This is a genomic window from Sinomonas sp. (assembly GCF_051955515.1).
Taxonomy (GTDB): domain Bacteria; phylum Actinomycetota; class Actinomycetes; order Actinomycetales; family Micrococcaceae; genus Sinomonas.
The window spans coordinates 1-14,162 of sequence record NZ_JBQCGQ010000186.1; the positions used below are offsets into that span (position 1 = coordinate 1).

A 14,162-nucleotide genomic window follows, 5' to 3' on the forward strand; every position below is an offset into this window, starting at 1 on the left:
TTCGCCGCGGACTCATCAAATACCCATCTAAATCGCCCGGGACGGACCGCCGACGACCGGGTACACTCGGATCAAGCGAACCGCCCGGTTCCCTGTCAACACAAGGGAATCCGCGAGTTCCCGAGACAACTGGTCCGTACCGGATTTGACCGGGCCCTCCAGAGGGTCGCCGGTTCGAATCCGGCAGGGGGCTCCACTGGAAAGCGCGTGAGCTCCTCGGGTCTCTGGGGGCTCCGCTGCTGTCTCCATGACCCGCCACCACCAGAGCTAGGCCGCAGAACGAAGCCGCCTGCGCCCAGTGCTCGCGGGTCCCAGGGGGCGATGCACTCGGACGCCCAGGGCGCGTCGCGACGTGCATTGCGATGACGGGGCGATGGGCCGTGGCCCGGCTGCAAGATGAATCCGCATGGGATCCCCCTTTGTCGACAAGCTCCCCTCCGCCGTATCCCGTCAAGGGTGCGCACCCTGGGAGGAGCCCGTCAAGTGACGGGAGGGAGCGGTGCGTTCCCGGAGAAGGGTGGAACGAGCCCGACCCCGTGCCGGAGGCAGGAGCATTCTCCGAGGCGGGCTCCGCCGGGCCACCCTTGGCTCAGGGGAGCGGGAAGACAAGGAATGAGCTGCTTGCCGTGGCGATCAGCTTCCCGGCCGGGTCGGCCACGGTGGCCTCGGAGAAGGCCACCCGGCTGCCTGGCTTGGTCACCCTGGCCTCGCAGGTCAGCACGCCCATCCCTGCCTGCATGGGGCGCAGGTAGCTCATCTTGATCTCGATCGAGGTGTAACCCTGCCCGGGGGAGAGCGTGGTGTGCACGGCGCAGCCGAGGGCTGAGTCGAGGGGCCCGGAGAGCGCGCCGCCGAGGACGCTCCCGTTCGGGCTGCACTGGGCCTGGTCCGGCTCCCACTCGAAGGTGACCTCGCCGGGGTCGGCGCGGACGAGCCTCATCCGGTAGAGCGATGCGATTGGGGGAGCGGGGATCTCGCCGCGGACCATGGCCCGGAGGAAGTCGAGCCCGCCCATCTTCGGGAGGGCCGCCCAGCCGGGCCGCTGGTCTGCCCATTCCACCATCCGCTGGCCGCTGGTCATCTCTTCCCTCCGGTCGTGGTCACGGCCTGGCCTGATGGGCGCGGGCCGAACTTTCACATCGCAGTCTTCCGTTGTCGGGCAATCGTCGCAACCGTCATCGAGGCTGCCCCGAGCAGGGCGAGTCCTGTGGGCGGATGTCCACGTTCGGGAGTGTGACGGGGATGTCGCCCGGGATGCCGGAGGTCTGGGCGAGCACGTCCCGGACGGTGATCGGTCCGGGACGGTGCATGATCGCGTTGAAGTCCGGAACGACATTGCTAACGGGGCGGCCGAGCCCGATGAGGTGGTCTTCGACCAGCTTGAGCACGACCAGGTCTTCGACCATTCTTCGCCCGGTCCCTTGGCCTGCACCACGGCCGAGCACGCCCCCGTCAGTCAGGAACAGTGCCGCCTTCTGCTCGATGGGGCTGCGGGAGAGTGGGATCATCCGAGGTCACCGTCCAGGTCGTTGGCTACTCGAAGGTGGCGCGCTGGAGCGCTTCGTCGAGCGCCTTGGCCGAGCGCAGATACACGCCAAGCGCCCCCAGCACTCCGCCGATCACGAGGGCGAGCGCTCCCACTGCGGCAAGAATCGGCATTCCCACGCCCGGGCGCTGGTTGTTCATGTCCGTCATTGCGACCCCAATTCCATGCAGGCGAAGCTGGTCCTGATCTCGGTTCCGGCTCAGCGCGAGGCTCCCGAGCCCTCCCTGTGCTCGGTCAGGATCTCGGAGAGAGTCTGGAGGTTCGCGCGCACCTGCCGCGCGTACGCCTTGTTCACCAGCCCGTCGGCGATGCTGCCGAAGACGCCGCCGAGACCAGTGGTGGAGTCGATGCGCCAGTTCACACGGGTTCCCCCGGCCTCAGATGTGAGGGTGATCGCGCCGGTGAAGCTGATCGGGCCTTCGACCGACTTGTAGGCCTGCCTGCGGGGACGGTCGTCCTCGGTCACCTCGACCTTCCAGTCGAATGGGCGGCCTAGGATCCTCGCCTTCCCTCCGAAGCGTGAGCCGACGCGGACGGGCCCGTCTCCGTCGAGTTCGGAGGTGAGGATGGTTGCGTCGTACTCGGGCCGGTGGGTTGGATCGCTGAGGTAGTCGTAGATCACCTCTGTCGGGGCCGGAACGACGATGCTCTCGTCGGTGACAGGCATATTGAGCCTCGTTTTCTTCAGGAGATGGGTTCGCCCTTGCTGCAGAACGCCGGGTGGCAGCCGGCAGCGCAAGGGCAGTGGCGGGGAATGGCCTAGGACGCCGCGAGCTGCTTGGAGGTCCCGAAGGCGTCCATGGCGCGGGCGTCCCATGGGTAGGTATGCACGGCTTGGATGAGGCCGTCCTCGATGCGGAAGACATTGCAGGAGATGTTGTCGATGGAGTTCCCGTCGCGTTCGGCCTGGCCGCGATGGATCGCGACGGTGTGCCGCCCGCCGTCGGCGACATCGATCAGGGTTGCTGCGTAGGTCGAGCCGCTGAGTCTGGCCAACTTGGGCAGGAAGTCATGAGCGACGCTGAAGAGTTCGTAGGCCTTGCGGATGAGGTCCTTGTTGTCCATTGTTCCTAGCCTTTCCTTCTGGGCTGCTCCCGCATCGGCGACGTCGGGTGGTGCGAGGCCCGCTGATCCGGGCCGAGCCCCCCGGTCGCGGTCCCCGGCGGAGCGGCCTCGTCGAGGTTCCCGTCGCCGAGGAGGGTCCTGAAAGCGCGTTAGATCGTCGGGCGACACCTCCATCGCCAATTTTTCAAGGACCTGAGCTCCACTTTGATGAAATTGTCGTATTCGAGACTTGATCTTCCGGTTGCGTGGCCCCGGCGCGAAAACCAATCGGATGGGAGGTCTCAGGAAGGCTGCTCGCGGCAGATCTCCCACAGCAAGATCGTCTGTTCCCAGCATTCTCTAAGCAATACGCACTTGTGCGTATGCGTGGCACTTTCTATGGTCGTCCCCGTCGGTTGAGGCCGAGTGTCCGAGGGGGTGCGTGCGTGTGGAGCCCGGTGCCCAGCTCCCGCCCGAACCGGGGGGCTTTGCCAGCACCAGCCTGATCACCACGCGCAGCGTGCTCAGGGGGGACTGATGGATCCGGCAGCAGACTTTGTCGCGCAATTGACGCGATCGCCGAGCCGCGACGTTTACCTGCAGGCGACGAGCGAGCTGCTCATGAAGCTGTTCCCTTCGGATCGCGTGGCGTGGTATGCCATGGACGCCAAGGTGCAGGTGGCCGAGGCAATGACCTTCCCCGAACTGCCTACTGTCCCAGCGCATGTGATCCTCGACCTTTACGGCGACGACCCGCTGATCGTGAGTTACCTCCAGGTGCGCTGCGAGACCGATGTGCGGCGCATCAGCGATCTCGTGAGTGATCGCGAGCTGCGCAAGACGAGGTCCTATCAGGAGGGCCTTCGGCTCTTGGGGACCGCCCGGCAGTTCTCGATCCCTACCGCTCAACCGGGACCAGTGAAGGTCCGTGCTTGGGTGCTCAGCCGCAGCATGCTCGACTTCACTGACACGGAAATGGACTTGGCGCGAGCTCTCCAGCCAGTACTTTCGCTGCTTGACCTCGCATACTCCGGCGACGGCGGGGCGAGCGGCACGCGTTCATCCCACGATTTTGCCCTGACTTCTCGCGAAGAGGAGATCCTCCAGATCCTCGGGAAAGGGCTCACCGGAGTGGCCATCGGCCACCTGTTGGGGATCAGCCCCAGGACCGTCTCGAAGCATTTGGAGCATGCCTACGCCAAGCTCGGGCGCACCAAGCGGATCGACGCCCTTCGCATGCTGAAGGGGGACTGATGGATCCCGAGGCTAATCTCGCCGCCGAACTCATTCGCCTCTCCAGTCGGGACGAGTACTTTCAAGCGGCCAGCGAGCTGCTTCTGAGGATGTTCGAGTGCGTCGGCGCCTCCCGGGTCGCCTACGATGCTGTCTCCGGCGAGGCAGAAATCATCAATGACCCGTACATCAAGTCCCTGCCCAGCGAGATCTTCATGGATCACCCCCTCGTCGTGAGTTACTTGGCGGCCCCGGCCGCTTTCGGCGGCATCCGTCGATTGAGCGATGTCGCGACAGACTTCGCCCTGCATCGGACCCGCACTTACCAAGAGGCGTACCGGCCCCTTGGCATCGACCGACAGATCACGATCCTCACCTCCAGCCCGAGGCCCCAGAGCTTCCGCGCATGGTCGGTGGTCAGAGGAGGGGCCGACTTCAGGGATAGCGCGCTGGAATTGGCACGGCCCATCCAGACGATGCTGCGCCTGCTCGACACCGCGTACTCGGAGGCTCCTCCAGAGCACTCTCTCGGTGACGCGTATTCGTTGACGGTCCGGGAGCAGGAGATCCTCCAGCTCCTCGGCAGAGGGCTCACGGGAGTGGCGATCGGCCACTTGCTCGGGGTGAGCCCGAGGACCGTCGCCAAGCATCTGGAACACGCATACGCCAAGCTGGGGTGCACCAACCGGATCGACGCGCTGCGGCTGCTGAGGGGCGAGCCGCTCAAGGCGCCGCCACGCCGCTGACGAACCGGGGCTGCGCTCGGCTTCGCCGACGGCGAACGACCGTCGCTGGGCACGCAGCCGCAATGGCAGCTTCATGTGACGGTCATCACCCGAACAGCGGCTTCAATCCCGCTGCTTCGCGTCGCGGCCGACCACACGCCGCCGCACGCGACTCCTCCAACGAGGCCGAGGAGTGCGTGCGCCCGCACCCACTGGCCTCGGGGTGCGGCATCCTTGTCACCCGCCACAGCCCCACCGAGTACTCGGGGAATGGCCGTTGGAGCCTCCGTGCGGTCCAGATCCGGCCGAGCTCCTGCTCGGACGAACTCGACGACGCCTGGGATGGTGAACTCGAGGGTGCCCGTGGGCCGGCCTGCATGCGTGACGCTGGTACTGGCGCAGGAGCGGGCCCGTCGGGGTCGTCGTCGGCAACCGCCAATCGCCATAGCAAGGTGAGGCAGAACTCTCGGATTAGACATGTACAATCCCATCCACGACGAGGATGAATTGGGGGCTGTGTACGTGGATGAAGCAATGAGGCGGTACCTCTCCCGGCAGATCAGCGGGCTCGGAGATCCCCGGCAGAACGACGACGAGTTCGCAGCCTGCCTCGAGCGAGTGAGCGGGTTCCTGGCGAAGCGGGGTCGCTTGCCTGACCGCGAGGCGACAGACCCGTCCGAGGTGCGACTCGGATCGTGGCTGCAGGATCAGCAGTCCGCCGAGCAGAGAGGAGTTCTCTGCAGTGAGCGGCGCTCCCAGTTGGGGGAGCTCATAGGTCCCGGCTGGGCTGCACTGGGCTGAAGGGAGGGGCGGAGCCGGAAACTGACGGGCACCTGAGCTATGCTGTCGGGCGCCCCGCTGGCGAAGGGGAGTGACGCGGTGGAGGGGTCCTCACCGAGAACCCCTCCTTTGACTACTGACTCTTGCCCGGGCGTTGCGCGGACATCAGACCCTCTCCTTGGTCCCTTCGGCGGAGGGGGTGCGGGGCGCAGGCGTCCTGCGCCACTTGGGGAAGGCCAAGAACGTGAAGTCCTGTGTCTTGGCCGGCCTCTTCGGAGTTTCCGCAGGGGTTTCCGGTTTCGCTTCAGGCCGGCGCCCGGTTTGTTTCCTGGCACCCCACCCGAAGTCGTTGCTCGATGCGTAGCACATCACATCCTCCTCGTGGTGACTGCCCTTCAATCGTCCTCCTGCCTGCTGCCGGAGTCGATAGCTCCGACCCGGGAACTCTCGGAGTCGGCTCGCTCGATGATCCGGAGCGCTTGCCCGGGAGAAGTAAGCCCTGACGAGCACACCGCCCTCTGCATCCTCCGCTGACGGCGTCGGGCGCGATCAGGAGGCAACCGCGACGGCGGGCCGATCCGGATGGTTGTACCGCACCAGGATGTCGGGTTCTTCATGGTTTTCTTTTTCGTGCTCGAGGACGCCTTCCACGGTGAAAGCGAGCTCAGCCGACGTGCGTTCGCGGAGCACGCCCTCGTCCATCTGCAAGGCGACGGACAGGTCGAAGTCCAGCCAGCGGCCCAACAGCATGGGACCTGCCACCAGCAGGACCAGATCATCGGGCGCCGGCTGCCGTTGGGCGCGTGCCGAGCGGTCGGTTTCCGGGTCCCGCAGTCGCGGCAGCCACAGCGCAGCTCGTGGTGAGGCGAGGGGGTCCAGCACCTCCCGGGCCAGCGCGGCGAAGTCGAACCAGCGTTCGCGGTAGCTGTCTGGGTCCTCACGGCCGAACTCCAGCCGCTGGGAGGCCGGCAGCAGGAAATCCTTCAGCTCCACCACTTCCGCAGGTCGGCCCGTTGAGCGCAGTCTCGCGGCGATTCTCCGTGCGAGGTCGGCCGGCGAGGCCGCTTCCGCCCCGTCGACAGCGACCCTGGTCCGGCCCGCACGGACCAAGCAGCGCTCCGCAACCATGGAAACCAGCGCGTCGGGTGTCAGCGGGGCGTAGGAGGGCACCTATCGATTATCGTCTTCGGCGGGAGGTCCTCTTCAGCTGAGGCCGCACCGCCTGATGACGCGGCCCCGCACAGGGCTGCCTCCCTAGGCTTGAGGACGAGGCCTGAACACAGCGCCCGTCTCAGGCCTCGCAGTCGGCGCAGTATGCACCGGCGCTGTCGACCCTGGCGATCTGGGATCGGTGGCGGACCAGATAGCACGACTGGCAGACGAACTCGTCCTCGCCCTGGGGCACGAGGTGCACAGTGAGCTCGCCGTCGACGAGTTCCCCGCCGGGGATCTCGTCTGAGTCCAGGTCGTCGCCGTCGAGATCGCGGACGACGCTACGCGGATCCTTCGCATTCGCGGACTTCACCGCTTCGAGCGAGTCCTCCTGAGACTCCCTGACGTCGGGGCGCAGCTCATCGTAGTCAGCGGCCACGGGGCCTCCTCCCTTCCAAGTCGATCAGAACGTGCAGCTGGCAACCGTACACCACCCCGCCGAGACATGGGACGCGGGCCCACTGCTTCCTGAGCTGCGCGGGCAGTGAGCAGTATGGTGTCGAGGCGGGGGACAGAACGCGAGCGGGGAGGACCATGGACATCACGATCGCCGATCGCCTCGGGTACCGCGAGATCGCCCTGAGAGGAAGGGTCAACCTCACCAGCGCCGGCATGCTCGCCGAAGCGGTCGACCTCGCAGTCGCCGAAGGCCAGGCCCATATCGTGCTCGACCTCGGCGGGGTTCCGACCATGGACTCCACCGGCCTCGGAGCGCTTGTCACCGCCTGCCGGGCCGCGCGCCAGGCAGGCGGAGACCTCCGGATCGTCAAGGCCAGACCGGCCGTGCGCGAACTCCTGGAGCGCACGAACGTCGTCCGGGTGCTACCGATGCACGCGACCGCCGAGGAGGCGTTCCCCACCTAGACCGTCCCGGACGCTGCCCACCAGCTGACCATGCACCCAGTGCCTCCGAGCAGATCTGGCGGTCACCCAAAATTGGAGTTAGTCTTAGTGACATGAAATCTGGGGCTTCGTCCCGGAGCTATGTGATGACGAAGCGGGCCGAATCCGCCGCCGCTACCGCCGATCGGATCCTGGACGCCGCGGCAGGTGAGTTCGCGGACGGCGCGCCCGTTGCGAGCATCACGCTCGACGCGGTGGCCAATCGCGCCGGCGTGAGCGTCCAGACGGTCCTGCGCCGCTTCGGCGACAAGGAAGGGCTCTTCGCCGCCACCGCCGCGCGAGAGGCGGCCAGAGTAGCTGCGGAGCGGGACCCGGCCGTGCCGGGCGACCTCGCAGGGGCCATCGCGAACCTCGCCGAGCACTACGAGCGGGACGGGCGCCTCGCCCTGCGGCTGCTCGCGGAGGAGGCCTCCTCGCCGTTCATGGCGACCGTCACGAGTGCCGGCCGCGCCTACCACAGAGCCTGGTGCGAACGGGTGTTCGCGCCATCTTTCGACGGACTGGTGGGTGCCGAGCGTCGGCGCCGCCTGGCCCAGATCGTCGCAGTGTGCGACGTCTACGTGTGGAAGCTCCTCCGGCTGGACGCCGGGCTGAGCCCCCAGGCGTATCGCGAGGCGCTCATCGAGCTCCTCGAGCCCCTCACTCGGAGGTCATGATGTCCTGCATACTCGCCTATACCTCTCCCGCCATGGGCCACCTCTTCCCGCTGATGCCGCTCCTGCTGGAACTGCGCGCCCGCGGCCACCGGGTGCACGTCCGGACCCTCGCCTCTCAAGTCGAGATGGTGCGCGCCCAGGGGGTGGAAGCAGAGCCGATCGATCCGCGGATCGAGGCAGTGGGCATCGCGGACTACGCCGCCAAGGGGCCGGTGCAGGCGCTCTCCGCGTTCGCCGAGGCAGTGTCCGCGCGCGGCGCATTCGACGCCCCCGATCTCCTCGCCGCCGCCGATTCCGTTCGTCCGGACGGGATGATCGTCGATATCAACGCCTGGGGCGCACTCTGCGCCGCAGAGGCGTGGGGCGGGGCCCGGGCAACCTTCAGTCCCTACACGCCATCCCTCCGCTCGCGCTCGGCTCCGCCCTTCGGGCCCGGCCTCCTGCCGTTGCCCGGACCGCTGGGCACAGCGCGCGACGCCGTCGTCCGCCAGCTCACGATCGGCGCGGTCGAGAGAGCTTTCATGCCTCGCCTCACACAGCTGCGGGCCGGGCAGGGCCTCGGTCCCGTGCCGACCACGGACGCGTTCTTCCGCAGGACAGCCCTGCTCCTGATCATGACGGCGGAACCATTCGAGTACCCGCGCACAGATTGGGGCGGCAATGTCCGGCTCATCGGCGCGCTCCCTTGGGAGCCGCCCGCCCAGACCCCGGAATGGGTCAGCGATCCGGGTGACCCGTTCGTCCTCGTCACGACGTCCTCCGAATATCAGGCCGACGAGGCGCTGGCCAGAGCCGCGGTCAAGGGCCTCGCGGGCGAGCCGTACCGCGTCGTCGTGACGATGCCTGCGGGGGTGGCGGACATCGGGCCGCTGCCGCCGAATGCCCGGGTGGAGCGGTTCATCCCGCACGCGCCGGTCCTGGCACGCTCCGCGGTTGCCGTGACCCACGGCGGGATGGGCGCGACGCAGAAGGCGCTCAGCGCCGGGGTCCCGTGCGTCGTCGTGCCGTTCGGGCGGGATCAGCTAGAGGTGGCAGCCCGGGTGAAGAACGCAGGCGCCGGAGTGCGGCTGCCCAAGGGCAGGCTCACTCCGGAGGGGCTCCGCGATGCCGTGGGCAAGGCGGCGACGATGGGCGACGGCGCCCGCCGGGTTGCGGAGGGATACCACGCTGCAGGCGGGGCCAGCGCCGGCGCGGACGAGTTCGAGTCGCTTCTCGGCCAGCGCTCGCACGGTCAAAGCCGGAGTCAGCGGAGCTGAGAAGCAGACGAGCCCGGGCGCTGTCGAAAGACGGGACCGAACTCTGGCTTCGGCGGGCCTGCCGTCTCGGGCTAGTCCTGCATCCGTCGCCGCAGCCGGCCCAGGAGGCTGCGCAGGGCCCGTGATACCTGCATCTGGCTTACGCCGAGCTCGAGCGCGATCTCCGACTGGGTCATCTCCAGCCCGAACCGCAGGTGGAGGAGCCGCCTGTCCGTGTCGGTGAGGTCCCTGAGGGCGCGGGTGAGGTCGAGGAGCTGCTCGGCCCGGTCGAATCCCGGCTCGCAGAACGGCGGGACGAGGCTGTGGTGATGGGAGTCCTCCTCGTTCTCCGAGGAGTCGAACTGCTCCAGAACGCGGTGCGTCAGGGAGGCATCGGCGAGGAGGGCTTCGCTGACCCTCTCGGCCGGCACACCGAGCACTGCGCTGAGCTCGGCCGCGCTGGGGTCGTGCCCGAGGGACTGGGCGAGGGCGGGGCGGGCGGAGTTGATCCTGAGGCGCAGGTCCAGGAGCCCGCGCGGAGGACGGATCGTCCACGACTGGTCGCGCAGGTAGTGCTTGAGCTCGCCGCTGATCGTGGCGACGGCGTAGGGGACGAACCTCTCGCCCATCTCGACCCGGTAGCGGAGGGCCGCGTGGAGGAGGCCGAGGCGGGCGACCTGGCGCAGGTCGTCCCTGTCGTGGCCAGGACACCAGAGCCGACGGGCCACGGCATCGGCAACGCCCAGATATTCCGTGACCAGCTCGGCCGGCGACAGCTCGGCCGTGCCTTGGACGGCAGCGGCCCCCGACGCCGCTGCCGGAGCACTGCCCCCCGCAGCGGATGCCCCACCCTCACTCTCCACGTTCTGGGGTCTTCCATCAGTGCGCGCGGTGGGCGGCACCGGGGGCGGGAAGCCGGGAGTGCTCACCGCGCGTCGCGCCGTGACGGGACGGAGGCGCCGACGCTCAGGGATCCCCGACGGACGAGCGCGCCCGAATGGGCGGAGAACGCACCGGAGGTCCCCGCCCCCTTGCCCTGCTCCACGGCACACCGGGCGCTCAGGGCGTCGGCTGTACTGCGTCGGCGCAGTTCCGTCACGATCGCCTGTCCGCGCTCGGCCAGCGCTGTGCGCTGCCCGGGCACCCCGGACTCCGCACAGCGCAGGCTCTCCTCCTCGACCCGGGCCAGCAGCGCGATTAGCTCCCGGACACTGGCGTGCTCCAGGACGGTGCTCCCCGCCTCCGCGGCGGCCGTGCCATCGTTCAGGTCCACAGCGACCCCGCTCTCCTGCGCCTGCTCCGGAGGCGCTGCCGGCGGGCCCCGCCCGTTCTGCGGGTCGCCCACATCCACGACGCTACCCCGCAAGGGGAGGGCCCGCTTCACCCTCCCGGGTGTGAAACCAATGGTTTAAGGGTGGGATGATGGGGCCCATGCGCATCGCCCTGGTCAACGACTACGAGATCGTGGTGCGCGGGATCGCGGCGATGCTGCGCGCGTATCGGGACCGGGTGGAGGTCGTGGAGCTCGACCTTGGCCGGAACCCCGGGAAACCAGTGGACATCACCCTCTACGACACCTTCGCTGCCACCCAGGGCGACAGCGAAGCCGTCCACCTCCTCGCCCAGGACCCCTTGGCCGGGAAGGTCGTGGTCTACTCCTGGAACCTCGACCCGGCCCTGGTCGCCGCGGCCCTTGCCAACGGGGCAAGTGCCTACCTGTCCAAGGCGCTCCCGGCCGGCCAGCTGGTCGCGGCCCTGCAGGCCGTGCACCGCGGCGAACAGCCCCAGAACCCGGAAGCCCGGGGGACGGCGACTGCAATCGGAGGCGACTGGCCCGGACGGGAAGAGGGCCTGACCCAGCGCGAGGCCGAGATCCTGGCCCTGATCACCCAGGGCCTGAGCAACGCCCAGATCGCCGAGCGGACGCTCCTGTCAATCAACTCCGTCAAGACCTACATCCGCAGCGCCTACCGCCGCATCGGGGTCACCAACCGCTCCAACGCCATCCTCTGGGCCGTCGAGCACCGCTTCCGCCCTGACCGCGAACGCATCCCCCACCCCAGCCACATCCCCTCAGCCCCCTAACGCAGGGGATCCACGGCCGGCCACCCGTCCGGTGGCGCAAAAAGGCCGGTCTCCGGAGAGCGGGCCTGTTGGGGAAGCACACGCCGGCCCGTGTGACGGCGTAAGAGGTGAGAGGATCAGAGTGCGGCCCAGCTACGCCGAAGGCGGCATAAGACTCGTCCGCACTCGCAGCGGGACCCTCTGGACAGGGTCGACAAGGGAAGGGGAGAGGGTACACACGTGAGGGCTATGAACCGTCGCCGAGCCCTGGCAGCATGTGTCTGCGCGGCCGCCCTCGTACCTCTGGGCGGGTGCGCACGGATACCGACCGCAGGGCCGGCCCAGAGCGCCTCCGCCAGCCCACGCTCGACCATCGGACCCGGGGCGGGTTCGCCGGGCGGCTCTGGGCCGGTCGTGGCCGATGGCCACGGGTGGACCGACGCCGGGCTCGAGGGGACGGTGCCTGCGCCCAACAGCTGCCACTATCGCACCGCGGCCGACGGCGCCCAGCTCCCGGACCCGGCCTGCGACCCGGGCTCGACGGACAGCGCCGTGGCTGACGGGAACGTCGACTCCACCCTGGGTCGCTCCGGCGGCTACACCTCTTCGGTTCGCCCGCCGGCTGCGCTGTCCGACACAGCGAAGAAGAAGATTCTCGCTGCCTACGGCGTGCCCGCCTCCCAATCGTCCGAGTACGAGCTGGACCACCTCGTGCCGCTGTGCGCTGGGGGCGCCTCGTCCCTGGCCAACCTCTGGCCCGAATCCAACGTCTTCCTGCCCGGGATGGGGTCCGAGACCTCGACGGTGCACAATTCGAAGGATCAGGTCGAGGACTACGTCTGCCAGGCGATCCGGGAGCACCGCGTGTTGCTCTCCGCGGCCCAGAAGGCGTTTGCGACCGACTGGACCATCGCCGTCCAGGCTCTCGGCCTGCCGCCGATCCCCGACAACCACAAGGGCTGACCTGGCGCCTACTTGGATCCGAGGAAGATCGGGTTGGTGAGGGCCGCCATGGGGCCGAGCGGCAGGTTGGGGCCCATTTCGGTGCCGCTGCCGGAGGTGCCGTCGCCCTTGGGATGCCGCACCTCGACGCGGATGTAGGCGGCGAGTTGGGGCGTGGTGAGCCACGTGCTCGTTCCTTGGCCGGAGGCCGGGAGGGTGACCTGCTGCGTCTGGCCCTCGTCGGTGATGAAGCGGACGACGCCGTTGGGCACCCCGCCGATGGTGGCCGTCACCGACACGGGCGCGTCGTGGGCGACGTCGAGCCGCTCGCCGATCCCTGCGGTCCTGCCGCCTGACGTCACGGTGAAATCGAGGGTGACGTCGGCAGATTCCGCGATCCACGAGCGGCCGCTGCGGATGCCCTCGAGCACGGCGTCGTGGGAGAGCGCTGCAGCGTTGACGACGTTGTGCGGCCAGCCGATCACCTGGGGGACGCTGTGGGCGTCGCTGTTCCCCATCGCCGGAAGCCAGCGTCCGTTCGTCCGTGCCGATTCGACCAGCATGGAGTCCCACGTGTTCACGGATGACTCATCGTCCACCGTCCATGGCCCGGTCCAGACCTCGACGGCATCGGCGTGTTCGTACCCGAACTTCCAGCGGCACGCGACGTACGGGCAGTACGGGTGGGCCGGAACCACGAGGCCGCCCTTGGAGTGGATGAGCTGCGCGGCGTCCTCGAAGCCCTTGTCCCGTGCGCGGTACCGCCAGTCGATCCACTCGCCCGGCTCGAGGCCGAGCGCGAGGTAGTGACCATTGCGGGTTGTCACTTCCTCGCCGGTCAGGATGAGCAGGTCGTTCCCTGCGAGCGGTCCCCACACGCCATGGGAGGCGGGAGTGTTGTGGTCCGTGGAGATCATGAAGTCGAGGCGACCAGCACGGGCTCCGGCGGCCACCTCCTCGGGGGTGCGCCTGCCGTCGGAGTAGACGGTGTGCAGGTGGGCGTCACCGCGGTACCAGCCAGCCCCTTTGCCGGGAACCGCCTGAGCCGGATACTGCGGGCGGTAAGGGGCGCCGTCGGGCCCGTGGTCAAGGGTGACGGTCACGCTGTAGTCCATGCCCTGCCCGGAGACCTGGTAGGGCCCAAGGACCACGTTCCAGGTTCCCCTGCCGATCGGGCCGGGGAGGTAGCCCGGAGTGGCGTCCGAGGCGCTGATCGTGAACTCGGTGCGGAAGCCGCCCGACCAGCCGCGGAAGCCCTTGCCCTGCAGATCGGTGCCCCGCTCGTCGAACATCCCGATGTCGCAGGCGTTGGACAGCAGGCCCGAGGGGACCGAGGGCTTGCTGTACGTGTAGGACACGCTGATCCGGTTGACTCCGGCGGGGACGTCGACAGGCAGGTAGACGAAATCGGCCGCGCCCGGGTCAAGGTGCCCGGTGATCGTCTTCGTCGTGCTGGTGCCGCTGTCCGCCGCCGCGAAGGTCATCGGCGTCAGGGTCAGGGCCGCGCCGGTGAGCGCGGCTGTGAGGAAGCCCCGCCGCGTCGTGGGCAGGAGGGCAGATGTGTCGGCGCTGTGGGCCTTGCAGGGAGAAGTCACTCGGGACACATTCACCATGTGGATTTAACAGTTGGCAAAGACGGGTGGAACGTGTAAAGAATTCGGCAGATTCCGAACGGCGCAACCCGCGTACCTTCGCCGGTACCGATGCGGGGGGCCGCACGATGCTCTCCTCGTCCTGCCGACCCGCACAGACTCGGGCGGCTCCCCCCGCCCTGACTGGACGGGCTCGGTGACGCGAGGGAAACGGGCGCCGACGCCGTTCC

General features: G+C 68.3%; 18 protein-coding genes. 8 read left to right on the top strand and 10 right to left on the bottom strand.

Features of this window, described 5'->3' with window-relative positions:
- Positions 1-589: 589 nt before the first annotated feature.
- From ACTHL9_RS10520 to ACTHL9_RS10540, 5 genes are all read right to left on the bottom strand, one after another.
- Positions 590-1,081, bottom strand: a complete 492-nt coding sequence (locus ACTHL9_RS10520; RefSeq protein ID WP_440518932.1) for a PaaI family thioesterase — start codon at positions 1,079-1,081, stop codon at positions 590-592.
- Positions 1,082-1,175: 94 nt separating this feature from the next.
- Positions 1,176-1,508: a serine hydrolase gene (locus ACTHL9_RS10525; protein WP_440518934.1), complete on the bottom strand. Its 333-nt coding sequence runs from the start codon at positions 1,506-1,508 to the stop codon at positions 1,176-1,178.
- Between the two features lie 25 nt (positions 1,509-1,533).
- The gene (locus ACTHL9_RS10530) at positions 1,534-1,695 is read right to left on the bottom strand and encodes a hypothetical protein (protein ID WP_440518935.1); all 162 of its coding nucleotides are present in this window, start codon (positions 1,693-1,695) and stop codon (positions 1,534-1,536) included.
- A 50-nt stretch (positions 1,696-1,745) separates the two neighbouring features.
- Positions 1,746-2,213: an SRPBCC family protein gene (locus ACTHL9_RS10535; RefSeq protein ID WP_440518936.1), complete on the bottom strand. Its 468-nt coding sequence runs from the start codon at positions 2,211-2,213 to the stop codon at positions 1,746-1,748.
- 92 nt (positions 2,214-2,305) lie between these two features.
- Positions 2,306-2,611: a hypothetical protein gene (locus tag ACTHL9_RS10540; protein ID WP_440518937.1), complete on the bottom strand. Its 306-nt coding sequence runs from the start codon at positions 2,609-2,611 to the stop codon at positions 2,306-2,308.
- A 516-nt stretch (positions 2,612-3,127) separates the two neighbouring features.
- Here ACTHL9_RS10540 and ACTHL9_RS10545 point away from each other — a divergent pair.
- The 3 genes from ACTHL9_RS10545 to ACTHL9_RS10555 all read left to right on the top strand — a co-directional run bounded on the left by ACTHL9_RS10545 (position 3,128) and on the right by ACTHL9_RS10555 (position 5,349).
- Positions 3,128-3,844: a response regulator transcription factor gene (locus tag ACTHL9_RS10545; RefSeq protein ID WP_440518939.1), complete on the top strand. Its 717-nt coding sequence runs from the start codon at positions 3,128-3,130 to the stop codon at positions 3,842-3,844.
- On the top strand, positions 3,844-4,569 hold the full coding sequence (locus ACTHL9_RS10550; protein ID WP_440518941.1) for a response regulator transcription factor: 726 nt from the start codon (positions 3,844-3,846) through the stop codon (positions 4,567-4,569). The genes ACTHL9_RS10545 and ACTHL9_RS10550 overlap by 1 nt, the downstream gene beginning before the upstream one ends.
- A 456-nt stretch (positions 4,570-5,025) precedes the next feature.
- On the top strand, positions 5,026-5,349 hold the full coding sequence (locus ACTHL9_RS10555; protein WP_440518942.1) for a hypothetical protein: 324 nt from the start codon (positions 5,026-5,028) through the stop codon (positions 5,347-5,349).
- Positions 5,350-5,877: 528 nt separating this feature from the next.
- Here the strand turns inward: ACTHL9_RS10555 and ACTHL9_RS10560 are convergent.
- Positions 5,878-6,498: a uridine kinase gene (locus ACTHL9_RS10560; protein WP_440518944.1), complete on the bottom strand. Its 621-nt coding sequence runs from the start codon at positions 6,496-6,498 to the stop codon at positions 5,878-5,880.
- A gap of 121 nt (positions 6,499-6,619) precedes the next feature.
- Positions 6,620-6,919, bottom strand: a complete 300-nt coding sequence (locus tag ACTHL9_RS10565) for a DUF4193 family protein (protein ID WP_440518945.1) — start codon at positions 6,917-6,919, stop codon at positions 6,620-6,622.
- 155 nt (positions 6,920-7,074) lie between these two features.
- On the opposite strand from ACTHL9_RS10565, the gene ACTHL9_RS10570 reads away from it, so the two are divergent.
- The 3 genes from ACTHL9_RS10570 to ACTHL9_RS10580 all read left to right on the top strand — a co-directional run bounded on the left by ACTHL9_RS10570 (position 7,075) and on the right by ACTHL9_RS10580 (position 9,355).
- Positions 7,075-7,404, top strand: a complete 330-nt coding sequence (locus ACTHL9_RS10570; RefSeq protein WP_440518946.1) for an STAS domain-containing protein — start codon at positions 7,075-7,077, stop codon at positions 7,402-7,404.
- Between the two features lie 92 nt (positions 7,405-7,496).
- Complete coding sequence (locus ACTHL9_RS10575; protein WP_440518948.1) at positions 7,497-8,099, top strand: TetR/AcrR family transcriptional regulator; 603 nt, start codon at positions 7,497-7,499, stop codon at positions 8,097-8,099.
- Positions 8,099-9,355, top strand: a complete 1,257-nt coding sequence (locus ACTHL9_RS10580) for a glycosyltransferase (RefSeq protein ID WP_440518949.1) — start codon at positions 8,099-8,101, stop codon at positions 9,353-9,355. Before ACTHL9_RS10575 ends, ACTHL9_RS10580 begins: the two co-directional genes overlap by 1 nt.
- A gap of 71 nt (positions 9,356-9,426) precedes the next feature.
- Here the strand turns inward: ACTHL9_RS10580 and ACTHL9_RS10585 are convergent, their stop codons facing one another.
- Both ACTHL9_RS10585 and ACTHL9_RS10590 read right to left on the bottom strand, forming a co-directional pair.
- Positions 9,427-10,197 carry a sigma-70 family RNA polymerase sigma factor gene (locus ACTHL9_RS10585; protein ID WP_440518951.1) on the bottom strand — a complete coding sequence of 257 codons (771 nt, stop codon included), beginning with the start codon at positions 10,195-10,197 and terminating at the stop codon, positions 9,427-9,429.
- Positions 10,198-10,259: 62 nt separating this feature from the next.
- A complete protein-coding gene (locus ACTHL9_RS10590; protein WP_440518952.1) occupies positions 10,260-10,679 on the bottom strand; it encodes a hypothetical protein in 420 nt (139 codons plus the stop codon).
- 86 nt (positions 10,680-10,765) lie between these two features.
- Between ACTHL9_RS10590 and ACTHL9_RS10595 the strand changes: the two genes are divergently transcribed.
- Together ACTHL9_RS10595 and ACTHL9_RS10600 are read left to right on the top strand one after the other, a co-directional pair.
- Positions 10,766-11,419 carry a response regulator transcription factor gene (locus tag ACTHL9_RS10595; RefSeq protein WP_440518954.1) on the top strand — a complete coding sequence of 218 codons (654 nt, stop codon included), beginning with the start codon at positions 10,766-10,768 and terminating at the stop codon, positions 11,417-11,419.
- A gap of 393 nt (positions 11,420-11,812) precedes the next feature.
- Entirely contained in the window at positions 11,813-12,361 is a 549-nt protein-coding gene (locus ACTHL9_RS10600) for a hypothetical protein (RefSeq protein WP_440518955.1), read from the top strand.
- Between the two features lie 8 nt (positions 12,362-12,369).
- Here ACTHL9_RS10600 and ACTHL9_RS10605 read toward each other — a convergent pair whose 3' ends face one another.
- Positions 12,370-13,935 carry a CehA/McbA family metallohydrolase gene (locus ACTHL9_RS10605; protein WP_440518957.1) on the bottom strand — a complete coding sequence of 522 codons (1,566 nt, stop codon included), beginning with the start codon at positions 13,933-13,935 and terminating at the stop codon, positions 12,370-12,372.
- Positions 13,936-14,162: the final 227 nt, after the last annotated feature.